At 52.7% G+C, this 23,862-nt stretch carries 20 protein-coding genes and 1 pseudogene; 16 read left to right on the top strand and 5 right to left on the bottom strand.

Annotation, left to right across the window (positions count from 1 at the left end):
* Window positions 1–176: 176 nt before the first annotated feature.
* From urtC to PHH59_RS03795, 4 genes are all read left to right on the top strand, one after another.
* A complete protein-coding gene (gene urtC, locus PHH59_RS03810) occupies window positions 177–1,271 on the top strand; it encodes an urea ABC transporter permease subunit UrtC (protein ID WP_300011456.1) in 1,095 nt (364 codons plus the stop codon).
* The gene (urtD, locus tag PHH59_RS03805; RefSeq protein ID WP_300011453.1) at window positions 1,268–2,092 is read left to right on the top strand and encodes an urea ABC transporter ATP-binding protein UrtD; all 825 of its coding nucleotides are present in this window, start codon (window positions 1,268–1,270) and stop codon (window positions 2,090–2,092) included. Before urtC ends, urtD begins: the two co-directional genes overlap by 4 nt.
* 80 nt (window positions 2,093–2,172) lie before the next feature.
* Window positions 2,173–2,493, top strand: a complete 321-nt coding sequence (locus PHH59_RS03800) for a hypothetical protein (RefSeq protein ID WP_300011450.1) — start codon at window positions 2,173–2,175, stop codon at window positions 2,491–2,493.
* A gap of 94 nt (window positions 2,494–2,587) precedes the next feature.
* Complete coding sequence (locus tag PHH59_RS03795) at window positions 2,588–3,370, top strand: ABC transporter ATP-binding protein (RefSeq protein WP_300011447.1); 783 nt, start codon at window positions 2,588–2,590, stop codon at window positions 3,368–3,370.
* 166 nt (window positions 3,371–3,536) lie between these two features.
* Here the strand turns inward: PHH59_RS03795 and PHH59_RS03790 are convergent.
* From PHH59_RS03790 to PHH59_RS03780, 3 genes and pseudogenes are all read right to left on the bottom strand, one after another.
* A pseudogene (locus PHH59_RS03790) lies at window positions 3,537–4,070 on the bottom strand (PepSY-associated TM helix domain-containing protein); the annotation flags it as partial.
* Window positions 4,071–4,106: 36 nt separating this feature from the next.
* The gene (locus PHH59_RS03785; protein WP_300011444.1) at window positions 4,107–4,535 is read right to left on the bottom strand and encodes a heme-binding protein; all 429 of its coding nucleotides are present in this window, start codon (window positions 4,533–4,535) and stop codon (window positions 4,107–4,109) included.
* A 15-nt stretch (window positions 4,536–4,550) separates the two neighbouring features.
* The gene (locus tag PHH59_RS03780; RefSeq protein WP_300011441.1) at window positions 4,551–5,156 is read right to left on the bottom strand and encodes an arylesterase; all 606 of its coding nucleotides are present in this window, start codon (window positions 5,154–5,156) and stop codon (window positions 4,551–4,553) included.
* 19 nt (window positions 5,157–5,175) lie between these two features.
* Between PHH59_RS03780 and PHH59_RS03775 the strand changes: the two genes are divergently transcribed.
* The 10 genes from PHH59_RS03775 to PHH59_RS03730 all read left to right on the top strand — a co-directional run bounded on the left by PHH59_RS03775 (window position 5,176) and on the right by PHH59_RS03730 (window position 17,259).
* Window positions 5,176–5,844, top strand: coding sequence for an ABC transporter ATP-binding protein (locus PHH59_RS03775; RefSeq protein ID WP_300011582.1), 669 nt, complete (start codon window positions 5,176–5,178; stop codon window positions 5,842–5,844).
* A complete protein-coding gene (locus PHH59_RS03770; RefSeq protein ID WP_300011438.1) occupies window positions 5,841–8,318 on the top strand; it encodes an FtsX-like permease family protein in 2,478 nt (825 codons plus the stop codon). The genes PHH59_RS03775 and PHH59_RS03770 overlap by 4 nt, the downstream gene beginning before the upstream one ends.
* A gap of 431 nt (window positions 8,319–8,749) precedes the next feature.
* On the top strand, window positions 8,750–11,281 hold the full coding sequence (gene nirB, locus PHH59_RS03765; RefSeq protein ID WP_300011435.1) for a nitrite reductase large subunit NirB: 2,532 nt from the start codon (window positions 8,750–8,752) through the stop codon (window positions 11,279–11,281).
* Window positions 11,281–11,604, top strand: a complete 324-nt coding sequence (gene nirD / locus PHH59_RS03760) for a nitrite reductase small subunit NirD (protein ID WP_300011432.1) — start codon at window positions 11,281–11,283, stop codon at window positions 11,602–11,604. Before nirB ends, nirD begins: the two co-directional genes overlap by 1 nt.
* 111 nt (window positions 11,605–11,715) lie before the next feature.
* Complete coding sequence (locus PHH59_RS03755; RefSeq protein ID WP_300011429.1) at window positions 11,716–12,930, top strand: FAD-dependent oxidoreductase; 1,215 nt, start codon at window positions 11,716–11,718, stop codon at window positions 12,928–12,930.
* Between the two features lie 45 nt (window positions 12,931–12,975).
* Complete coding sequence (locus PHH59_RS03750; RefSeq protein ID WP_300011426.1) at window positions 12,976–13,221, top strand: type II toxin-antitoxin system CcdA family antitoxin; 246 nt, start codon at window positions 12,976–12,978, stop codon at window positions 13,219–13,221.
* Complete coding sequence (locus PHH59_RS03745; protein WP_300011423.1) at window positions 13,221–13,535, top strand: CcdB family protein; 315 nt, start codon at window positions 13,221–13,223, stop codon at window positions 13,533–13,535. The genes PHH59_RS03750 and PHH59_RS03745 overlap by 1 nt, the downstream gene beginning before the upstream one ends.
* An 80-nt stretch (window positions 13,536–13,615) precedes the next feature.
* A complete protein-coding gene (locus tag PHH59_RS03740) occupies window positions 13,616–13,927 on the top strand; it encodes a hypothetical protein (protein ID WP_300011421.1) in 312 nt (103 codons plus the stop codon).
* Complete coding sequence (locus PHH59_RS03735) at window positions 13,914–14,300, top strand: PIN domain-containing protein (RefSeq protein ID WP_300011417.1); 387 nt, start codon at window positions 13,914–13,916, stop codon at window positions 14,298–14,300. The genes PHH59_RS03740 and PHH59_RS03735 overlap by 14 nt, the downstream gene beginning before the upstream one ends.
* Window positions 14,301–14,316: 16 nt before the next feature.
* Window positions 14,317–17,259 carry a nitrate reductase gene (locus PHH59_RS03730; protein ID WP_300011579.1) on the top strand — a complete coding sequence of 981 codons (2,943 nt, stop codon included), beginning with the start codon at window positions 14,317–14,319 and terminating at the stop codon, window positions 17,257–17,259.
* A gap of 203 nt (window positions 17,260–17,462) precedes the next feature.
* On the opposite strand, the gene PHH59_RS03725 is transcribed toward PHH59_RS03730, so the two are convergent.
* On the bottom strand, window positions 17,463–19,172 hold the full coding sequence (locus PHH59_RS03725) for a proline--tRNA ligase (RefSeq protein WP_300011576.1): 1,710 nt from the start codon (window positions 19,170–19,172) through the stop codon (window positions 17,463–17,465).
* Window positions 19,173–20,032: 860 nt separating this feature from the next.
* Between PHH59_RS03725 and PHH59_RS03720 the strand changes: the two genes are divergently transcribed.
* Complete coding sequence (locus PHH59_RS03720; RefSeq protein ID WP_300011414.1) at window positions 20,033–21,052, top strand: C-type lectin domain-containing protein; 1,020 nt, start codon at window positions 20,033–20,035, stop codon at window positions 21,050–21,052.
* A 120-nt stretch (window positions 21,053–21,172) separates the two neighbouring features.
* Here the strand turns inward: PHH59_RS03720 and PHH59_RS03715 are convergent, their stop codons facing one another.
* Window positions 21,173–22,111, bottom strand: coding sequence for a hypothetical protein (locus PHH59_RS03715; RefSeq protein WP_300011411.1), 939 nt, complete (start codon window positions 22,109–22,111; stop codon window positions 21,173–21,175).
* A gap of 114 nt (window positions 22,112–22,225) precedes the next feature.
* Here PHH59_RS03715 and PHH59_RS03710 point away from each other — a divergent pair, with 114 nt between their 5' ends.
* A complete protein-coding gene (locus PHH59_RS03710; RefSeq protein ID WP_300011408.1) occupies window positions 22,226–23,527 on the top strand; it encodes a PepSY-associated TM helix domain-containing protein in 1,302 nt (433 codons plus the stop codon).
* Window positions 23,528–23,862: the final 335 nt, after the last annotated feature.

Genomic DNA, 23,862 nt, shown 5'->3' with positions numbered 1-23,862 from the left:
TTATAAAAATCAATGCGTTACAGTACGACATTCGGGAAATTCTTGAATACTTTCACAGTCTCCAGAGCTTGGAAACGAGAACTAAAACTCCGTCCATCTCAGTCACCGCTCTTTTTTCGTGCTTTTCGTGCTTTTCGTGGACATTCTGTAGTAGAAAAATTAACAAGGTTTTGAACATGAAACTCCTGACACTCGCAACCCAAGACAAAACCTGCACCACGGTGCTGATGGTGCTGGCGGCGGTGACGCTTATCATCCCGCTGTGCAACTTGCTCACCCCCGCCGATTCGCCGTTGCATTTTTCCGCCTACACCGTGTCGCTCATCGGCAAATACCTGACTTTCGCGCTCTTGGGCATGTCGTTGGATTTAGTTTGGGGTTATTGCGGCATTTTAGCTTTAGGACACGGCGCGTTTTTCGCCTTGGGCGGTTATGCAATGGGGATGTATTTGATGCGCCAAATCGGTACACGCGGTGTCTATGGTGACCCGCTGTTACCTGACTTTATGGTGTTTCTGAACTGGAAAGAACTGCCGTGGTACTGGTTTGGCTTTGATAATTTTGGTTTTGCCATGCTCATGGTCGTCCTCGCGCCTGGCGCGTTGGCGTTTGTGTTCGGTTGGCTGGCGTTCCGTTCCCGCGTCACGGGTGTGTATCTGTCGATTATCACCCAAGCCCTGACTTACGCGCTGTTGCTGGCTTTTTTCCGCAATGAAATGGGCTTTGGCGGCAACAATGGCCTGACCGATTTCAAAGACATTTTAGGTTTTAACATCCAATCCGAAGCCGTGCGCTCTGTGCTGTTTTTCCTCTCAGGTTTCTCGTTAATCATCGCCTTCCTGCTGTGCCGCTGGATAACCGGCACCAAATTAGGCCGTGTCGTCACCGCCATCCGCGACCAGGAATCCCGCGTCCGCTTTTTAGGCTATCGCGTGGAAATGTTCAAACTGTGGATATTCGTGTTCGCCGCCATGCTCGCCGGGGTTGCCGGGGCTTTGTATGTGCCGCAAGTCGGCATCATCAACCCTAGCGAATTCACGCCGCTGAACTCCTTGGAAATTGTCGTTTGGGTGGCGATGGGCGGGCGCGGTACCTTATACGGCGCAATCATCGGCGCGGTCGTGGTCAATTACAGTAAAACGGTGCTGACCGGCTTGATGCCGGATGCGTGGCTGTTCATTCTGGGCGGCTTGTTTGTGGTCATCACCGTGCTGTTGCCGGATGGCATCGTCGGCCTGATGCGGCGGAAGTTAAAGGAGAAACAAGCATGAAAACCTGGGCAGAAAGTTATTCTGATGAAGTCGATGCCAGCAACGTCAGCACCTTGTTTGTGGAAGGCGAAGTCGATACCCGCCACGGGCCGATTTTGTACATGGAAGATGTCAGCGTTAGTTTTGACGGCTTTAAGGCATTGAATAAATTATCTTTATTTATTGATGCGGGCGAATTGCGCTGCATGATCGGACCCAATGGCGCGGGCAAAAGCACGATGATGGATGTGATAACAGGTAAAACCAAACCCGACGCCGGATCGGTGTTTTTCGGGCAAACCATCGATTTATTGAAAATGGACGAACCCGCCATCGCCCAAGCGGGCATTTGCCGGAAATTCCAAAAACCCAGCGTTTTTGATGCTTTGTCGGTATTTGAAAATCTGGAGCTGGCCTTACAAACCGATAAAGGCGCGTGGAACACCTTGTTTTTCCGTTTGTCGGGCGAACAACGAGACCGCATAGGTGACGTGATGGACACCGTGGGCTTAACGGCTTTGGCGCATTCGCGTGCGGGCATCCTGTCGCACGGGCAGAAACAATGGCTGGAAATCGGCATGTTATTGATGCAAGAGCCAAAAGTGATGCTGGTTGACGAACCGATTGCGGGAATGACCCATCAGGAAATCGAACGCACCGCCGAATTGCTGTTGTCATTGCAAGGCGAACGCTCGTTAGTCGTAGTCGAGCATGATATGGAATTCGTCCGCTCCATCGCGCGTAAAGTCACGGTCTTGCACGAAGGTTCGGTGTTGACCGAAGGTACGATGGATGAAGTGCAGAATGACCCGCGTGTAATACAAGTATATCTTGGAGGGTGATATGTTTTGTGGCAGGACGGACTCGTTAGTCTTATCATGGTTGTTCTAATAAGATTCCAAGACAATCCTATATAGACACGATGAAAATATATAGATTTATCCGAGTAGCTCTTCCTGTATTGATAGTGCTGGGTTTTCTATTTTGGCTTTGGTGGCATGACGTTGTATCAGACAAAACTTATAAACTGGAAGCATTGGCATTGATTACGCTTTTGAAGGACCCTCCTCAGAATTATCCAGAAATCAATGTTGCAATGGGTCAGATTCTCCCAGGAGAGACTGTAAAGGTACTCCGCATGGGATATGGCAAGGACTTTCGAGCTTGGCTTGTGATGGGATCGAATAAACAAGAAGGTTGGTTTATCGAAGACGGTAAGAACGTTCGTGTATCAAAAAAATAATGCAATAAAGTTGAAAGCTTTCACGTACTAAGAACTCCCATTGGGTATTCTTCTAACACTAGGGTGTGGGAAGGATAAAATCTGGATAATAAAGATGTTAAAAATCAACCAACTGCAACAATACTACGGCGAAAGCCACACGCTCTGGGATTTGGATTTGGACGTGCCCAAAGGTGCTTGTGTGTGCCTAATGGGCCGTAATGGCGTGGGTAAAACGACTTTACTGAAAGCCATTATGGGCCTGATTCCGGTCAGGGATGGCAGCATCACGATGGACGGCGCACCGCTAGCCGATGGCAAAGCCGAACAACGTGCCGCTTTGGGCATTGGCTATGTGCCGCAAGGGCGGGAGATTTTTCCGCTGTTGACCGTGGAAGAAAACCTCAAAACCGGTTTACGCGCCGCCAGCAAAATAGGCATCAAAAAAGTCCCAGACTCTATTTACGACATCTTCCCCGTGCTGAAACAAATGCTACGTCGGCGCGGCGGTGATTTGTCCGGCGGCCAGCAACAGCAATTGGCGATAGGCCGCGCTTTGGTCTTAAACCCGCGCCTGCTGATCCTCGACGAACCCACCGAAGGCATCCAGCCGAACATCGTCAGCGAAATCGGCGATGTCATCATCCGCCTCAACCGTTCACGCGGCACGCCATTACCGATGCCCAAACCGAATCCCAACGCCTTAGGCGAAGTGCATGAGGCCATCAACAAAATCAACCAAGAACTGGGCGTGACCGTGTTGCTGGTCGAGCAAAAACTGCCGTTCGCCAAAAAAGTCGCAGACCGCTTTTGCATTATGGACAGGGGGCGCAGCGTCGCCACAGGCGCGATGGGGGAATTGAGCGAAGGCATGGTGAAGCAGTATTTGACGGTTTGAGGGTTTTGAAAAAGTGGCTCAACTCATTTCAAAGACTGATGGGCATCGTGGTCAAGTGGAGGTGCACGCTCCTCTCAATAAAAACCGAAAACTTGATCGTTTGAAGTACACTTAGAAATGAGCATGAAACAAGTTAGTCAATATCATTTTTCGGACACTACGACTCCGTCCAACCGAACGCCTGCCCCGAATGCAAAGGCCATTGCCAATGCGTGAACGCTTCGCCCGCCGTGCCGATGGCGGGGTCGTCCACATCCAAAATTTTGCCGCTGTATTGGTCAATCACCACGCAGCGGCGATGCAGCAAACTGCCCTGCTCAGCCACTCCATCGTTACAGACCGTGTAAGTGCTGGTCGGCTGGGTTGCGCCATAAATCCAATCCGGGCGGCCTGTGGGATAGCGTTGTCCGGTTATCGCCACGGCTTCGGACATCGTGATGCGCTGGTTATCGGCTGGCGGCGCCGATTTGAACCAATAGCGGTAAGTGACGGGCGAGAACAATTCCAACACGGGAACAACACGCTCCGGTATGTTCATGTACACGCCAGAAAACAACACCGGAACCAGCACCACCGTGGTGTAAAACCCCGCCGTTTTATGCAGGTCAAAATTCAGCCGTCCCGCGCTGGCCTTGGCCTTGACCGTCAACGCCTGCCGCCATTTTCCGGTCAGCGGCCACCAGACAATTCCTGTCGTCAGTGCATCCTAACGAATCATCCTAACTATCCATCCTAATCAAATACTCGCAAAAAACCCCACCGCCTCAATCCCCGCAATCGCGCACCGTTCGTCCTGATCCGATTTATCACCGCTAATCCCCACCGCGCCCAGTAAATTATTGTCGGCATCGCGGATCAACACACCGCCAGGAACCGGCATGATTTTGCCGTCGGCGATGGTGATGAGCGCGTTCATGAAGTCGGGGCGTTGTTCGGCGACCACCGCCAGGTTGCGTGAAGACACGCCCATATTGACCGCCCCCCAGGCTTTGGCGGTGGCGATTTGTTGGCGGATCATGCTGGCGCCGTCTTCGCGCTGCATGGCTTTGAGGTGTCCAGAGGCGTCCAGGACGACGACGGTCAAGGGCGCGAGATTGAGTTCGCGGGCGACTTCTATGACGTGGTTGATGATTTGGTTAGCGTTTAGCAGGGTCAGGTTATTCATGGTTATTGCTCATGTTTACAGTAAAGGGAAAAGATAGGGGGCTATTTTGTCAGCGATAAGCGGTTGTGCCTTGGCGTTGGGATGCAAGCCGTCGGCTTGCATCAGGGCAGGGTCTAGCGCGACTTCTTCGAGGATGAACGGGACAAAGGGGATTTTCAGCTCTTCCGCCAATTGCGGATAAACGTTATAAAACAAGTCGATATAACGTTTGCCATAATTTGGCGGGATTTTCATGCCTAACAATAGGACTTTCGCACCTGTTTTTTGGACGCGGCGGGTGATTTCTATCAAGTTGCTTTTCATCGTCACGGGCGAGAGTCCGCGCAAACCGTCGTTCGCACCCAGTTCCAGCAACACGATGCTGGGTTTATGCAAGGCCAGGGCGCGGTCTATCCGTGCCAAACCGCCGCCGCTGGTGTCGCCGCTGATGCTTTCGTTGTGGATGATGGCATCGCTGTGGTTTTTTGACATTTTCAGTTTATCCTGTAACAAAGCCACCCAGCCCTGGTCAACTTGGATGCCGTAGGCGGCGCTGATGCTGTCGCCCAAGACCAGAATCGACTTTGCCATCGCGGACATCGGCATCGCCACCATCAACACAATCCCTAAAAATCGGAACATTATGCACCTTCAATCAGACTTGTTAAACAACATTATCGTCGCGAAAGGCTTAGCTAAAGCCGTCACTGCGGGCGATAAAACCCTGCATATCTTGTCAGCAATAAACCTGATAATCAAATCGGGCGAAACCATTGCCATCGTCGGCGAATCCGGTTCAGGAAAATCGACTTTAATCAGCCTGTTGGCGGGTTTGGACACGCCCAGCACCGGCACGATTTTGTTCAACGGACAAGAGTTGACGGCGATGGATGAAGACGGACGCGCTACGGTGCGTAGCCAATCGGTGGGCTTTGTCTTCCAATCTTTCCAATTGTTGCAGGGCTTGACCGCGCTGGAAAACGTCATGCTGCCGCTGGAGTTGAACGGCAACCCGCAAGCGAAGGCCTTGGCGACCCACTTGCTGGAACGGGTTGGCCTGGCGCAGCGTTTGACGCACACGCCCAAGCAACTGTCCGGCGGTGAACAACAGCGCGTGGCCTTGGCGCGGGCGTTTGCCAGCCGTCCGGCGGTGCTGTTTGCCGACGAACCCACGGGCAATCTCGATAGCAAAACCGGCGCGACCATCATTGATTTGCTGTTTGAATTAAACCAAGAAAACCATACGACGTTGATTTTAGTGACGCACGACCTCGCCCTTGCCGCCCGTTGCCAGCGCACCATCCGTTTGTCAGCCGGAGAACTGGTATGAACCGCATCGCTCTTGCCTTGCGTATGCTCTGGCGCGATAGCCGTTCCGGTGAGCTGACAATTTTATTGCTGGCGTTGATCATCGCCGTGACCAGCTCCACGGCGATTGCGCTGTTTTCTGACCGTTTGCAACGCACGATGGCAAACCAAACCGCCGAATTTCTGGCGGCGGATTTGGTGGTGACCAGTTCCGGCACGATGCCGGAAAGCTGGACAGAAAAATCGAAACAACTGCATTTGACGCGGGCGCAGACCGTCGAGTTTTCCAGTGTCCTGATCGAACACGACGAAATGCTGCTAGCCAGCATCAAAGCCGTGACCGGCAATTATCCCTTGCGCGGGCAACTGAAAACCACCGCCGCCGATTACGCACAAGAAACCGCCACGCCGCAAGGCCCGCCAGCAGGCGAAGTCTGGGTGGAAAAGCGCGTCTTACCTGCCTTGAAATTGCAGTTGGGCGATAGGCTGACCGTGGGCGAGTCACCCCTAAAAATCAGCCGCATCATCACTTACGAACCGGACAAACAAGGCGATTTTTACAGCTTCTCGCCGCGCGTGATGATGAACGACGCCGATTTAACCGCCACGCACAGCATCCAACCGGGTAGCCATGTGCATTATTTTTTCCAATTCATCGGCGCAACTGCGGATTTACAGGCGTTTAAAGCCTGGGTGAAACCGCAATTGAACCCGTCGCAACGGCTGCTGGACATCCACGAAGACCGCCCCGAACTGGGTTCGGCACTGGACCGCGCCGAACGGTATTTGGGTTTATCCAGCACCTTAGTCATCATCATTTCCGGCGTGGCGATTGCGATGGCGACCCGCCGTTACACCGAACGCCATTTCGACAACACCGCCTTGTTGCGCTGTTTGGGCTGTAAACAACAGGAGATTTTGTGGCTGTACGCCAGCCAGTTTGTCGTGCTGGGTGTGGGCGCGAGTGGCGTGGGTTGTTTGTTGGGCTGGGTTGCGCAACACGGTTTGTTCGCGTTATTAAAGGATTTGTTGCCGAAACAGCTCGCCGCGCCAGGCTGGCCTGCCCTGGCGTTTGGTTTTGCCATCGGTTTGGCGGTGTTGCTAGGTTTTGCCTTGCCGCCTTTGTTGCGCTTGAAAAAAGTCTCGCCCTTGCGCGTGTTGCGCCGCGACCTGGAACCGATGCCCGCCAGCGCGTGGCTGGTCTATGGCCTGGCCTTGGGCCTAATCGCCTGGCTGATCTGGCAATACACCGATGATTTGCCGATGACCGCCACTTTGCTGGGCGTAGGAGCAGCGGCGGTGCTGATTTTGGGTTTGCTGGTGTTTGCATTGTTGGGTGGACTCAAACGCTTGCGCGTGACCGGTTTGCACTGGCGGTTTGGCCTACAAAATTTGGCGCGCAACCGTCAGGCCGGCGTCAGCCAAATCCTGGCGTTTAGCTTGACCTTGGTGGCGATGATCTTAAGTTTCACGGTGCGCAATGATTTGCTGGACAACTGGCAACAACAATTGCCGGACAACGCGCCCAATCATTTTGCCCTAAACATTTTCCCGCAACAACAAGCCGAATTCGCTGAGGAATTGACGCGACAACACATCAGCGGCAGCCAGTTTTATCCGGTGGTGCGCGGACGCTTGGTGGCAATCAACAACATCCCGGTGCAAAAACGCGTCAGCAAAGACAGCCAAGGCGATGCCGCCACGCACCGCGAATTGAGCCTGACGTGGACGGACACTTTGCCGGACGAAAACAACATCACCGCCGGAGCGTGGCGGCCAGAGACGAAGGGATTGGTGTCGGTGGAACAAAAACTCGCCGATAGCTTGAAAATCAAGGTCGGCGATGTGCTGGCCTTCACCGTCGGCAGCGGGCAATTCACCGCCACTGTAAGTAGTCTGCGGAGCTTGCGCTGGGATACGATGAAGCCGAATTTCTACATGATTTTTTCCAAAGGCACGTTGGATAAATTCCCCAGCACCTATTTGACCAGCTTTTACCTGCCCCGCGCCGACAAAAACAAGCTCAACGCGCTAGTGAAAAAATATCCGAACACGACGGTCATGGAAGTCGATGCCGTGTTGCAGCAAATCAAAACCATCATTACGCAATTGACGCAAGCGATTAATTATTTGCTGTATTTTGCCTTGCTGGCAGGATTCACCGTGCTGTTCGCCGCCGTGTACGCGACGCTGGACCAGCGCATCTATGAAGGCGCGTTGATGCGTACCTTGGGGGCAAATCGTAAACTCTTGCGCAATAACCAAGTCGTTGAATTTGCAGGCTTAGGGTTTATTGCCGGCGTGGTTGCCGTGCTGATGTCAGAAGCGGTTTTGTACGCGCTATACACGCGGGTCATGGGCATGGGCTACCAGCCGAATTACAGGGTTTGGCTGGTGATTCCGCTGTTGGGCGCAGTGTGCGTGGGTTTGGCAGGATGCCGGGGTTTGCGCGGAGTCTTGGACAAGGCTCCATTGACGGTTTTGCGTAAGGGATAAACCGAAAACAAAACCAAACCAAACCAATACTTGTCATTTGCACTCAAATAGATTTTTTACGCACCAAAACAGCACAAAATAATCGGGTATTCTGTCTTTTTTGCAGATTGAATAAGGTTATGCAAGCCGTCAGAAGCCATTAACACTGGCTTCCCCAATGTCCAATAAATTTAGGCATACAATTTGCTTTAATTAAATCAAACTCCAAAGCAGGAGTTATAAATTACGGTTCGAAGTGGAACCAATCAGACAAAGGTGTCTTTTGCGCGTAAGCCTAAGCTTATGCACGAAGACACCTTTTTTTTTGCCTGAAAAACGGGCTGCTTTTTAGACAAGGCGTATTCAGACCTTTCAGGTTTCAAAAACCTGAAAGGTCTAATGCTCGATTTTCCTATTCAAAAGGCAATCCAGAAAAACCTTAAGAGGTTGTTATGAAACAGACATTAGTGGTCATCGGTAACGGCATGGTCGGCCAAAATTTCTTGGCTGGATGGGTGGCGAGTCCCGCCGTGTCCGCTTACAACATCATCACCTTCTGCGAAGAGCCGCGCCCGGCTTATGACCGTGTGCATTTGTCGGAATTTTTCGCGGGCAAAACCGCTGAGGACTTGTCGTTAGTTGAAGCAGGTTTTTTTGAAAACCACGGCATCACCCTCCATTTGGGCGACCGTGCCGCGACCATAGACCGCGAAGCGAAAACCGTCATCTCGGCAAAAGGCGTGACGGTGCACTATGACAAACTGGTGCTGGCGACCGGATCCTACCCGTTCGTGCCGCCCGTGCCAGGCCATGAGCGCAAAAACTGCCTGGTCTACCGCACCATCGAAGATTTGGAAGCGATGACGGCAGCGGCACTTACCAGCAAAATCGGCGTGGTGGTCGGCGGCGGTTTGTTGGGGTTGGAAGCGGCGAAAGCCTTAAAAGACTTAGGTCTTGAAACCCACGTCGTCGAATTCGCCCCGCGCCTGATGGCGGTGCAGATTGACGAAGGCGGCGGCGCGGTGTTGCGGCGCAAAATCGAAGCCTTGGGCGTGACCGTGCATACCAACAAAAATACCACCCAAATTGTGGATGGCGACAACTGCGTCAACAAAATGTGTTTTGCCGATGGCGAAGAGCTGGAAACGGACGTGGTGCTGTTCTCGGCAGGCATCCGCCCGCGTGACGATATTGCCCGTAGCTGTGGATTAGAGATTGGACAGCGTGGCGGCATCGTCATCAACAACCAATGCCAAACCTCTGACCCGGACATTTACGCGATAGGCGAATGCGCGTTATGGAACGGCATGATTTTTGGGCTGGTCGCGCCGGGTTATGCGATGGCGCGTACCGTCATCGCCGGATTGGCGGGCGGTGAAGCCAGCTTCACGGGTGCGGACATGAGCACCAAGCTGAAACTGATGGGCGTGGATGTCGCCAGCATCGGCGACGCCCACGCCCGCACCCAAGGCGCGTTGGTCTACCATTACCAAAACGGTGCCAGCGAGGTCTACAAACGTTTGGTGGTTTGCCCCGACAACAAACGCTTGCTAGGCGCGGTGTTGGTCGGTGATGCCAACGAATACGGCACGCTGTTGCAGTATTGCCAAAACGGTATCGAATTACCAGAGAACCCCGATTCGCTGATCTTGCCGCGTCTATCCGGCGAACCCGCAGGCTTAGGTCCCGATGCGCTGCCCGCCACCGCGCAAATCTGTTCTTGCTACGAGGTCAGCAAAGCCACGGTTTGTTCGGCGATTGAGGCGGGTTGCACCACGCTCAACGCCTTGAAAGCCGCAACCAAAGCCGGCACAGGCTGCGGCGGTTGTGTGCCGTTGTTGAAATCGGTCTTAAATTGCGAACTCGCCAAACACGGTTATGAAGTCAACACTGACCTCTGCGAGCATTTCGCCTACACGCGCCAGGATCTGTACAACCTAGTCCGCATCGGCGAAATCAAAAGCTTTGCCGAATTGCTGGGCAAACACGGCAAAGGCCACGGCTGCGAGATTTGCAAACCAGCGGTTGCGTCGATACTGGCCTCGCACTGGAACGATTACATCCTCAAGCAAGAACATCTGGGCTTGCAGGACACCAACGACACCTTCTTGGCCAACATGCAGAAAGACGGCACTTACTCGGTCGTGCCACGCATTGCGGGCGGCGAAATCAGCCCAGATATGTTGATTGCGCTGGGCCGAGTCGGCAAAAAATACCAGCTTTACACCAAAATTACCGGCGGTCAGCGCATTGATTTGTTCGGTGCGCGTTTGGAGCAATTGCCGGCGATTTGGAAGGAGCTGATAGATGCCGGATTTGAAACCGGACACGCGTATGGCAAATCCTTGCGCACCGTAAAATCTTGCGTCGGCAGCACCTGGTGCCGCTACGGTGTCGATGATTCGGTCGGACTCGCCATCGAATTGGAAAACCGCTACAAAGGCTTGCGTTCCCCGCACAAAATCAAGTTCGCGGTGTCCGGCTGCACCCGCGAATGCGCCGAAGCGCAAGGCAAAGATGTCGGGGTGATCGCCACCGAAAACGGCTGGAGCCTCTACGTCTGCGGCAATGGCGGCATGAAACCGCGCCACGCCGATTTGTTCGCCACGGGTTTGGATAAAGCGACATTGATCCAATACATCGACCGCTTCCTGATGTTCTACGTCCGCACCGCCGACCGCCTGCAACGCACGTCCGTCTGGATGGAAAACATGGAAGGCGGCCTGGATTATCTCAAATCGGTGGTGATAACCGACAAGCTGGGCTTGTGCGGTGAGCTGGAGCAGCAAATGGCGCGGGTCATAGACACTTACCAATGTGAATGGAAGACCACGATAGAAAACGAAGACAAGCTGAAACGCTTCCGCCACTTCATCAACAGCGACCAGCCCGACGACAATGTGGTGTTTGTTGAAGAACGCGGGCAAATCCGCCCCGCCAATGAAGATGAACGTAAACATTTCAAAATCCTGGAGGTGGCGTGATGGTTTGGTTTGATGTCTGTGGCGCAGCAGATTTGCAACCGGATTCCGGCATCTGCGCCCTAGTGCAAGACCAACAAATTGCGGTGTTTTATTTTGCCAACAGCCAAAAGGTTTACGCGATCAGCAATTTTGATCCATTCGGGCAAGCCAACGTGCTATCGCGTGGACTGATTGGCGACATTAGCGGACAAGCTGTCGTGGCCTCACCGTTATATAAGCAGCATTTCAATCTGGAAACAGGCCAATGTTTGGAAGATGCCGCCGTGCAGATTCCGGCCTATACCGCGCAGATAGTGAACGGACGGGTGCAGATCAGTTGGTAAGGATCGTGGCCATCTTGGTTGCAACTAGCAAGGCGTAGGGTACGCTGTGCGTACCATTGTTAATTTGAACAACAATCAAAGGTACGCACAGCGTACCCTACAGGTATTGATGTGAAACAAAAATTAGTCGTCATCGGCAACGGCATGGCGGGGATGCGCACGGTAGAGGAATTGCTCGCCGCCGCGCCGGATAAATATGAAATCACCGTGTTCGGTGCCGAACCGCATGGCAATTACAACCGTATCCTGCTGTCATCGGTATTGAGCGGAGAAAAGAATATTGGCGATATTGTCATCAATGACCGCCAATGGTATAGCGATAACGGCATCCGCCTACATGCCGGGGAAAACAAAACCGTGGTGCGCCTAGACCGCGCCAAGAAACAAGTCCACGCCCAAGACGGCACGGTGGCAAGCTATGACCGCCTGTTGATCGCCACCGGTTCCAACGCGGTCAGACCGGACATCCCCGGCAACAATTTAGATGGCGTGGTCAGTTTCCGCGATATGGTTGACGTGGAAACCATGCTCGCCTACAGCCAAAGCCATAACCATGCCGTGGTGCTGGGCGGTGGCCTGTTGGGTTTGGAAGCCGCCAACGGCCTAGTGCAACGCGGCATGGACGTGACCGTGATCCACAACAACGAGATATTGCTAAACCGCCAACTTGACAGGCCCGCCGCCAAACTCTTGCAGGTGGCCTTGGAACAACGCGGCATCAAATTCAAAATGGCGGCGAAGACCCAGGCATTATTGGAGGATGATAACGGGCATGTCCGCGCCGTGGCCTTTGCCGATGGTGGCCGACTGCCTTGTGACCTATTCGTCACCGCAGTCGGTGTGCGTCCCAATATCGCGTTGGCGCAAGCATCTGGCCTGTATTGCGAGCGCGGCATCGTCGTCAACGACACGCTACAAAGTTTCGACCCCAGCATCTACGCGGTCGGCGAATGTATCCAGCATCGCGGCGACACGTTTGGCTTGGTCGCGCCCTTGTTTGAACAGGCGAAAGTCTGCGCCAATCATTTGAGCGCACACGGTGTGGCGCAATACATCACCCTGCCCACGTCCACCAAATTGAAAGTGACGGGCATTAATTTGTTCTCGGTAGGAGATTTTTGGGGCGACGCACAAACCGAAACCATCCATTTCACCGACGCGGCCCTGGGGATTTATAAAAAGCTGGTGATTAAGGCGGGCAAGTTGGTCGGGGCAGTGTTGTATGGCGATACGGCGGATGGGTCTTGGTATCAGGAATTATTGGAAAAAGGTGAGGATATTACCTGGATGCGGGAAGGGATGATTTTTGGGCAAAACCAGATATAATAATGCGCATAATAACCAACACAAACAATGCACAGGAGTTATGCCATGCAAGCTTTATATAACGTATCCGCCACCAAAAAACCAACCAACGTCACCGTCAACAGCGATTTGTTGAAACAAGCCAAAGAACTGGACATTAACCTATCCGCCGCACTGGAGCAGAAACTGGTCGAGCTGGTCCGGCAAAAACAAAGTGCCGCGTGGCTTGCCGAAAACCAAGCCGCAATAACTGAATACAACCGTTACGTTGAGGAACATGGCACCTTCGCCGATGATTTGCGGAGTTTCTGATGCCGCAATTCGACTTGTACGAAAACCGCAACCCCAAAACCAAGGGCTTGGTTCCTTACCTATTGGATGTGCAAAGCGATTTGCTGGGCGATCTGGCAAGCACTGTGGTTATTCCGCTATGTCCAGCCGGAACACCGACACGCGGCATGACGCGGCTGACACCTAAGGTGGAAATTGACGGGGAAAATTATTTGCTGCTAACGCCACAGCTTGCCAGCATACCGAGAAAGGAATTAGGTAAAACCATTTCCAATCTTGCGAGCTATCGAAATGAGATTGTCGGTGCGGTGGATTTTTTGTTGGCGGGGTTTTAATTTAGGATCGGCGTATGAACAGCCTTGACTCTTGGGTTTTAAGACGGTATCTACAATACTGATCAACAACAGGAAGAACCATGCAAGCCATTGAATTTGAAGCCACTGCCCAAAACCACATCATCCATCTTCCAAATTCTATCCCCGATGGCGTGAATTTACGGGTTTTGGTGTTGCTGGATGAATCCGTTACACCACCCGATCAAACCCGCCTTAACACTTTATTGACAAATCTTACTGAAGGTTTGACCGGGGAAGATTTGGCGAAGTCACATAATGTTGCACAGCTAACTGCCGCTTCGGCATTTGGTTTGGTGAAAACAACGCTTACTGCCACCTTGGAAGACATTGAGCAAGGCATCGTCGCCGGAGCAACGCGTGATAACGATTGACACCAACGTGTTAGTCCGCGTCATTGTCGAGGATACCGGACAAACTGAACAAACTAAAATTGCCCGCGAGTTGGTCGAAAATGCCGAAAGTGTGTACGTCCCGCAAATCGTGCAAGTAGAAACAATTTGGGTGCTGACAAAAACCTACAAAATAGACAAAGCAGCTTTATTGGGAGTGTTGGAGCATTTGCTACTTAATCCCGCTTTTATTTTGCAACGCCAAGCCATTTTTAAAACTGCACTAGATTTGTTTAAACAAAGCCAAGCGGGATTTGCCGATTGCCTGATTTTGGCTGAGAGCTTGGACGCTAACGCGCCTTTACACACTTTCGACAAACGCCTCGGCAAACATGCCAGCATCCAATTGTTATGACACTTTCTTTATCTTCATGACCCAAACCATCCAAACCACCTGCCCCTACTGCGGCGTAGGCTGCGGCATCACCGCCACGGTCGGTGCTGGAAACCGCCAAGTCCAGATCAAAGGCGACAAAACCCATCCCGCCAATTTTGGCAGGTTATGCTCCAAGGGTTCGGCGTTGGGCGAGACGGTTGAGTTACAAGGCCGTTTGCTGGAACCGCACATCCACGGTCAAGCGACTAGCTGGGAAGACGCGCTGGATTTAGTCGCCAACACTTTGCTGGACACGATGGCAAAACACGGCAAGGACAGCGTCGCCATTTACGGTTCGGGGCAGTTGTTGACCGAGGATTACTACGTCGCCAATAAGCTGATGAAAGGCTTTATCGGCAATGCTAATATCGACACCAACAGCCGCTTGTGCATGTCGTCGTCGGTGGCGGGCCATAAACGGGCGTTTGGTGCGGATGCCGTGCCGTGCTGTTACGAAGACCTGGAATTGGCGGATCTGATCGTGCTGATCGGCTCGAACACCGCGTGGTGCCACCCCGTCAGTTTCCAGCGCATCCGCGCCGCGAAGGAGGCCAATCCGAATCTGAAAATCGTCGTCATCGACCCTCGCCGCACCGCCACTTGTGATATTGCCGATTTGCATTTGCCGTTGGCGGCGGGTAGCGATACGACCTTGTTTAATGGTTTGTTGAATTATTTGGTAGCTTGGGGTGAGTGTGCTAACCCCAACAGAGGACGTATTATTGTCGGGGTTCGCACACTCAACCCAACCTACATTGACTCCGACTTCATCGACAACCACACCGAAGGATTTGAACTCGCCCTAGCCGCCTCTAGCGGCGCGACTCTCGAACATGTCGCGGCAACTTGCCAACTCACCCCCGAAGCCGTGCAACAATTTTACGACTGGTTCACCGCCACCGAAAAAGTCCTGAGCCTGTACAGCCAAGGCGTCAACCAATCCACCAGCGGCACCGACAAAGTCAACAGCATCATCAACTGCCATCTCGCCACCGGACGCATAGGCAAACCCGGCATGGGGCCGTTCTCGTTGACCGGACAACCCAACGCGATGGGCGGACGCGAAGTCGGCGGTTTGGCGCACCAGCTCGCCGCACACATGGATTTTGCCACGCCGGGCGACATTGACCGAGTCGCACGGTTTTGGCAGACCGACAATATCCCGCAGCAAGGCGGCCTACCCGCCGTGGCCTTGTTCGATGCCATCTACAACGGCAAAGTCAAAGCCGTGTGGATTATGGGGACAAATCCGGTGGTCAGCTTGCCGGACGCCGATAAAGTGAAAACCGCGCTGCAACGCTGCCCGTTTGTCGTCGTTTCCGATTGCATCGCCGACACCGACACCGCTGCCTTCGCGCACGTCCTGCTACCCGCGCAAGGCTGGAGCGAGAAAAACGGTACGGTGACCAATTCCGAACGGCGCATTTCCCGCCAACGCAGTTTGTTCAACGGCGGTGGCGCGGGTTCCCTACCCGCCGCCGCACTTCCCCCGTCCCTGGGGGGCGGTGGCGCGGGTTCCCTACCCGCCGCCGCACTTCCCCCGTCCGTGGGGGTCGGCGGCGCGGGTTCCCTACCCGCCGCCGCACTTCCCCCGTCCGTGGGGGTCGGCGGCGCGGGTTCCCTACCCGCCGCCGCACTTCCCCCATCCCTGGGGGGCGCGGGCAACGCCCAGCCCGATTGGTGGATCATCTGCCAAGTCGCCCGGCGCATGGGCTTTAAAGAGGCGTTCGCGTTCCAACATCCGGCGGAGATTTTCCGCGAACATGCCGCCTTGTCCGGTTTTGAGAACAATGGCAGCCGCGATTTTGACATTTCCGCGTTCGCCGACATTTCCATCGAAGCTTATGACGCGCTGCAACCCGTGCAATGGCCTGTCAATGCACAGCATCCCAATGGCACGGCGAGGCTGTTTGAGGATGCCCGTTATTTCACGCCGTCCGGCAAAGCGCAGTTTATCGCCATCGTACCGAGGCCGCCTGTCAATCCGCCCGATGCCGATTATCCGTTAATTTTAAACACGGGCCGGTTGCGCGACCAATGGCACACGATGACCCGCACCGGGCTTGCGCCCAAACTCAACCAACACAAACCCGAACCGTTTGTCGAAGTGCATCCCGATGATGCGGACGTTTTCCAGCTCATGCACAACAGCTTGGCTAGCCTGGAAACTCGCTGGGGCGGCATGACGGTGCGTGTGCAAATTACCGACAGCATCCAGCGCGGCAATGTGTTTGTACCCATGCACTGGACGCAGCAACTCGCCAGCGACGGGCGTGTAGGTGCGTTGGTCAATCCCGTTGTTGATCCGGTGTCCAAACAGCCGGAATGCAAACACACGCCAGTCCGCATCAAACCTTATGCCGCCGCTTGGTATGGTTTTGTGTTGTCGCGGCGGGAATTGGGAATAGCAGACCTTTCAGGTTTATCAAACCTGAAAGGTCTAAACAGCGATTATTGGGTAAAAATCAAAGGCGAGCAGTTTTACCGCTACGAATTGGCCGGCAAAGTTGTGCCGACGAATTGGCAAGATTGGGCGCAAAGCCAATTAGACGACGATGAAAACGCGCAGTGGCAGGAATATCAAGACCCAAACCTGGGGTTGTACCGCGCCGCCCGATTTATTGATAAGCGCGTGGACAGCATAGTCTTTATTGCCGCCCACGCCAATCTGCCCGAACGCAACTGGCTGACCGGCTTGTTTGCACAAGAGGAATTAACCCGCCAAGAGCGGCTCGCGCTGTTGACGGGCAAGCCGCCGCCGGGTGTCGCCGATGTCGGCGCCATCGTTTGCGCGTGTTTTAACATCGGTGAGAAGGCGATTTGCGATGCGATAAAAACGCAAAGTTTGAAAACTCCGCAGGACGTGGGTAAGTGCTTGAAGGCCGGCACGAATTGCGGTTCGTGTGTGCCGGAAATTAAGGCGCTGTTGATGGGATAATAGACGGTTTGCCTTATACGAGTTGTTTCGGACTGGTAAGGATTGTCCGCCGATGTGCTTTACTTGCGTTCAGCACATCTTATTTTGGAAAGGACAAGCCAATACCTTGCAAGGAGCGCGGGCATCCTGCCCGCTGGTTGCGGTCAAGATGACCACGCTCCAAAAACCGAAACCTGGCCGGTTAAAGTATAACCGTCAACAACTCAGGCTAATTTGCTCTTAATAAACTCAAGCACATCTACCAAAGCAAACTCTTCATTCTCTTTTGAAGTCCGGCTTTTGTATTCCACAATCCCGTCATCCAGGCTTCTGTCACCCACGACGATGCAATGCGGGATGCCGATCAATTCCATGTCCGAGAACATGAAGCCGGCGCGGACTTTGCGGTCGTCCAGCAACACTTCCAGGCCTGCGGTTTGCAAATCCTGATACAAGGTTTCCACCAAAGCCCGCAGGCGTTCGGATTTGTGCATGTTCATCGGCAAGATGGCGACTTGGAACGGGGCGAGATTTTTCGGCCAGATGATGCCGCGCCCGTCATGGTTTTGCTCGATTGCCGCCGCGACGACACGGGAAATGCCGATGCCGTAACAGCCCATCAGCATGATTTGGTGTTTGCCGCCTTCGTTGATGATGCCCGCTTTCATGGCACCGCTGTATTTGGTGCCGAGCTGGAAGATGTGCCCGACTTCGATACCACGCGCCAAGGTGAGGTGGCCTTTGCCGTCGGGGCTAAGGTCGCCTTCCACCACGGTGCGCAAATCGGCGGTTTCGGGTACGGGCAGGTCACGTTCCCAATTGACACCTTGAATATGTTTGCCGTCTTGGTTCGCGCCGCAGACAAAATCCGCCATCAAGGGTACGCTACGGTCGGCAATAATGGGCATAGCCAAGCCGATGGGGCCGATAGAGCCAGGTTTGCAACCACACGCGGCGATGATTTCTGCTTCGCTGGCGAATGTCAACGGTGAAAATACGCCCGCGAGTTTTTCGGCTTTGATGGTGTTCAATTCATGGTCGCCGCGCAGTAGCAGGGCGACCAAAGTGTTTTCTGCTTCGCCTTTGACGATCAAGGTCTTCAGGCATTGGGTCGCCGGAATCGACAAAAACGCACAGACTTCGTCAATGCTGTGCTGCTCAGGCGTATCAACCAACACCATTTCCGAAGTTGGGGCAGGGCGTGTGCCTGTGGGTGCAAGGGCTTCGGCTTTTTCGACATTCGCTGCATACTCACTTATCGTTGAGAACGCAATCCCGTCTTCGCCGGAATCCGCCAAGACATGGAACTCGTGCGACACCGCCCCGCCTATCGAGCCGGAATCGGCGATCACCGCGCGGAATTTCAGGCCAAACTGGTTGAAGATATTGGTGTAAGCGCGGTACATGACCTCGTAAGTTTCTTGCAAGGAAGCCTGGTCCAAATGGAAGGAATAGGCGTCTTTCATGATGAATTCGCGCGAGCGCATTACGCCGAAACGGGGGCGGATTTCGTCGCGGATTTTGGTTTGGATCTGGTAATAGGTGATCGGCAATTGTTTGTAACTTTTCAATTCGTTACGCGCCAAATCGGTGATGATTTCCTCATGCGTGGGGCCTAAACAAAAATCACGGTCATGGCGGTCTTTCAAACGCGCCAATTCCGGGCCGTATTGTTCCCAGCGTCCGGTTTCCTGCCACAATTCAGCCGGTTGCAAAGTCGGCATCAGCACTTCCAACGCCCCGGCTTTTTCCATTTCCTCGCGGGTGATTTTTTCGACCTTGTGCAGCACCCGCAGGCCCAGCGGCAGCCAGGTATACAGCCCGGCGGCGAGTTTGCGGATGAGCCCGGCGCGTATCATCAGTTGGTGGCTGATAATTTCGGCATCGGCAGGAGTTTCTTTGACGGTGTTGAGGGGGAACTGGGTTGTGTGCATGATGATTACAGTTTGCCAATAAAAAGCGGGTATTTTACAGATTTTTGCTGGCTTCCCAAGTGTTTGCGGGTTTTGTCGGATATTCATGATGATTAGGGGGGGCAGCGATAGCCCTTTTATCGTTTCCACGCTACGGCGTACCCGCAGGGCATAAATCACTGCCTACAGTTAAGGGAAGTTATTAATAATTATGGTGTTATGAATAATTGATTGAACCTAGATATAGGATGTGCTGTACCCACAGGGCATAAAAGGAACGAAGCACATCTGTCGAGTTTTTACGCGATGGATGCGCCTCCTGTCGTCGGCACATCCTATAATTATCTTATTGAAAAATAGTAATAATCTCTTAACTGTGGGCAGTGATTTATGCCCTGCGGGTACGCCGTAGCGTGGGGACGAAATAAACTTGACCGTTTAAAGAATAACTGTTGAGGAGTACAAACCTAGTACTCAGTCAGTGTTGAATTGTCGGGTTGACGTAGGCCGGAATACCCGCAGGGCATAAATAAGGCCGCCCGTGCGTAGCGCAGGGTGGATGTTTCCGGCATTAGAAGCGGATGTTTGCCGGAAACACCCGTTCTTGCTATCGCTCGAACGGGCTTATTCCGGCCTACGAAATACCCGTCAAACTAAAAATGACTGAGTACTAGGTTTGTACTCCCAAAATATATAGATTTAAGCCGCCTTACATTCAAAGTCAACGGCTACCTACACAATAATGATATTGACCGTGCTAACTGCATCTGTTAGTGTCAGTGACGAAGAATTTTCGGGTGCGGCAGTTTGTTCGCAAGATTGCCGCCTGTTCTTCATAAGTAAACCATTCCGCCGTATTTAAAAACCAACAAGGAAAAATTATGCTTAGTAAACAACAAATCAATGTGTCAGCAGGGCTTATTTTGGCTCAGGCGATTAGAAAAATTGCACTGGGGGGGGGGGCTATAGTCGTTGGCGTATTGTTCACTAACAGCGTCCTAGCGGCGGATTCTGCCAAGATTCTTTGGAACACCAACGGGCATTATTACCAACGTTTTGAACGCGGTTCCGTCATTTGGAGCAATGCCAAAACAGCCTGTGCCAGCCTCAGCGGACATTTGGCGACCATCACTAGCCAAGAGGAGCAAGGTTTTATCTATAGTAAACTTCTAGCAGATCGAAGCACCAATAACTGGTATCACATTGGGGGCACTGATGCCGCTTCCCAATTTAATTGGGGATGGATTACGGGTGAGCCGTTTAGTTATGAACACTGGGGTTATCAAGAACCGGATGACAGGGATGGCGAAGATTATCTTGCAATGCGAGGTGGTACATGGAGCGGAATTCAAGGTGGTTGGTATGACACTTTTTCTAGTGCTGAAGATTTTGGCTACATCTGCGAATGGAGCACCCAAAACTATATCGGCACCGCGCTGGTTCCCGATTTAAACAAAAATGGTGTGGATGAAATTGCGGGTTTGTTCGTTGATTACAAAACCGGCAAACACACGGTACAAATCAAAGACCCGTTGACCGACCTGGTATTGAGCACCTTGACCTTTGCGACCAATTTTTTGCCACCGCAAGGTTTGGTGGCGTTGGAGGATATCAATGCCAATGGCATACCGGAAATTGGTGTGTTATATACGTATGTATCCAACGGTGTGGAAGTGCCTGTCGTTCAAATCAAAGATGCCAAAAATAATGCCGTTGTATTGAAAAATTTCGTTTTTTTGAACTCAACTTTCAAGGCCAAAGCGATTAGTGCTTCGCCTGATGCAAATGGAAACGGTGCTAGTGAAATCGTTGTCTTAGGCATCGAAAAAACCACTGGAAAGGCACTGGCACAAATTCGTGACAGTAAAACTGGCTTATATTCGAATCAAGCACCGTTTTAACAACGATTGATAACAACACCGCCCGGCTTGTTTGCAAACAGGCCGGGTTTCTTTATTTCACCATCAAAATTTCATCATCAAGCTGTTAGCTTGCTTAACCTGTTCTTTGGCAATTCCAAATTAACGTTTAACCTTAATATACTCCCCCCGCGCTTCCCGATTAGAACCCACGACTATCCGTTGCAAACCCTTTGCCGTTTGTTCCAAAATACCGGACACTTCAACCCATTCACCAGTAAATGCCTGACCGATGTAGGTGGCGGTGAAGCTGATGATGGTTTGGATGGTCGGATGGTCAACCACAAATCGTGCCGGATAATCAAAGCCATAAGTGTCGTCAATAATTTGGCATTGCACCGTGATTGCCGCGAGTTTCTGGCAATCGCCTTCTTCGCCGTCATCAACATTGAGCAAGCTAAGGTCAAACTTTCGTCCGTTAATCAACGCCTTGTTATGCTTGCGCCGTTCATGCCAACGATATTCTTCGTAGCTTAAATCGGCTTCGCGGCGTTGGTAGGATTGTTGCCAATCGGTTTCCGTCAAATCAGCCAATTTGCCTAGTGCGATCAAATCGCGCACCAAGGTACGGCAAAGTTGGAAGGTCGTGCGGTCGTAACACACCAAGTCAATATCCGAGGCGGCGTTTTGTACACCTGCGAGTATTGAACCGGTTACGCCCAGATTCGCCAAATCCAAGCCGTGTTGTTGCAATAACCGCCCCAGTTGATAGACATCCTGTTCCACCGCATTGTCTGGCGACGTTTGCATAATCGCTGCCAAACGGCTGCGCGGCTGGTAGTGCTTGGTGATTTTCTCAATGGCAACCGCGTGTAAATCGGCGGCGAGGCGCGTGGAAAAATGCAGATAATGTGGATGATGGGCTTGCAAATGGGTATTGGCGGCATGGGTGGGGTATTTCTTCCAGCCCGAATCTTCCAACACATAACGCAAAAAACACAAGACCTTGCCGTCTTCAATGCCGTGCGCCACCACGGCAAATAACAGCCCTTCGGCGGTTTCGATAAAATCTTTGGGGTAAAATAAGGGAGGGGTATCCATCAGGTATCACACAGGGTAAGCAAACACGTTTGCTGTTATTATGCCATTGAAGACCTTTCAGGTTTTTAAAACCTGAAAGGTCTGGCTTCCACGATTTCAATCATTTACTTTCCCATGCCCAGATTAGCAAACTATTTCACCCGCGCACTTTGGCTTAAAGTCCATCTGTATATCGCACTTTGGGGCGGGTTTTTCTTTGCCTTGATAGGGCTGACCGGAAGCCTGAACGTTTACCGTGCCGAGCTTGACACCTTGCTGAACCCAAAGCTGGTGATTGAAAACCCGCAAGGGCAATACCAATCCTTAGACAAAATCGTCGCCGCCGTGAAAGCCGCCCACCCGGACCGGCACGGCAGTTGGACGCTGGAGATGCCGCAATCGCCTAATGAAATGCTCACCGCCTGGTTTGAAAAGCCGCAAGAAACCTATTTTGACTACTACGCGCCGCTGATGGTGTCGGTGAACCCTTACACCGCCGAAGTGGTGGACAGCCGTTTTTGGGGGAGTACGGCGATGACGTGGTTACTGGATGTGCATACCCAATTGAAGCTGGACCAATTCGGCTGGCAAGCGGTTGGCGTTTTGGGTGGGCTGATGATGCTTTCCATCTGCACAGGTTTGTATTTATGGTGGCCTGCGGCGGGAGGTTTCCGGCAAGCGTTCGCGTTGCGTGTCAACCAAGGCATGATGCGCTTGTTGATGGATTTGCACCGCTGGCTGGGTTTGCTGAGTGCTGGCGCGTTGTTGGTGCTGGCGTTTACCGGCTTGCAATTGAGCTATCCGCAAATCTTGGAAGGCTTGACAGGCGCACAAGATATGGGCCACGGCAACAACGGCAGACCTGTATTAAGCACCGCACGGCCCAATAACCGCCCCGTGCCTTTGGAAGCCGCCGAATTCATGGCTCGTGGCCCGTTTCCTAGGGCCACGCTCAGGCGGGTGACCACGCCCGTTGGCGAAAATGGCACTTACCGCATCAACCTACGCCAATCCGGCGAAGCCAACCAAAAACACCCGTTCACAATGGTCTGGATAGACCGCTGGAGCGGGCAAATCAAAAGCGTCCGCGACCCTGGCCTGTTTTCTTCCGGCGAAAGACTGATGACCTGGATGTGGCCTTTGCATACCGGCGAAGCCTTGGGCGAGATGGGGCGGTTTGCGTGGTTTATTGCAGGGTTGTGTCCGGCGTATTTTTATGTCAGCGGTTTATTGCACTGGCTACATAAACGCGGGGTGGTGCGTGACCGCCCAGTGCGTTGGGATTGGCTAAAAACCGGGGCATTAGAATTAACAGATAAATGCCACAATCTCACCTTAGCGAGCTTGCCACATTTACAAACCCTGCTGAAACGCGCCTTGCAACTGAGCCGTTTATGGGGGGAAAGATTGGTGGATTGGTTGGAGAAGAGGCAATAAACGGAATAAGCCATATCGTGCAAGCATTTTGTAGTGCAACAGAATTGTTGCCCCAAGTCGGACGGGTTTTGAAAACCCGTCCGCTGAGGCTGGAACGGGTTTGTTCCAACAGTGGACGCCTTAAGCGACCCGTTCCATAACGTTTTTGATTGATTGTCGATATTTCAAAACGTTATTACAAAACTCCTCCCCGCTTCAAGTATGGCAATTGGGGGGGCTGAATGCGGGGCGGGTTATTCAACCCGCCCTTGACGTTTTGCCGTACTGTCGAGCATTGTTGAAACGTTTGGGACGGGATTGCAAATCCCGTCCCGCTCATATGCCCGTAGGTATCT

The organism is Methylovulum sp. (assembly GCF_028687615.1).
Classification (GTDB): Bacteria; Pseudomonadota; Gammaproteobacteria; order Methylococcales; family Methylomonadaceae; genus Methylovulum.
The sequence above is the reverse complement of the archived record's forward strand: the minus strand, read 5'-3'. Positions and strand labels throughout refer to the sequence as shown.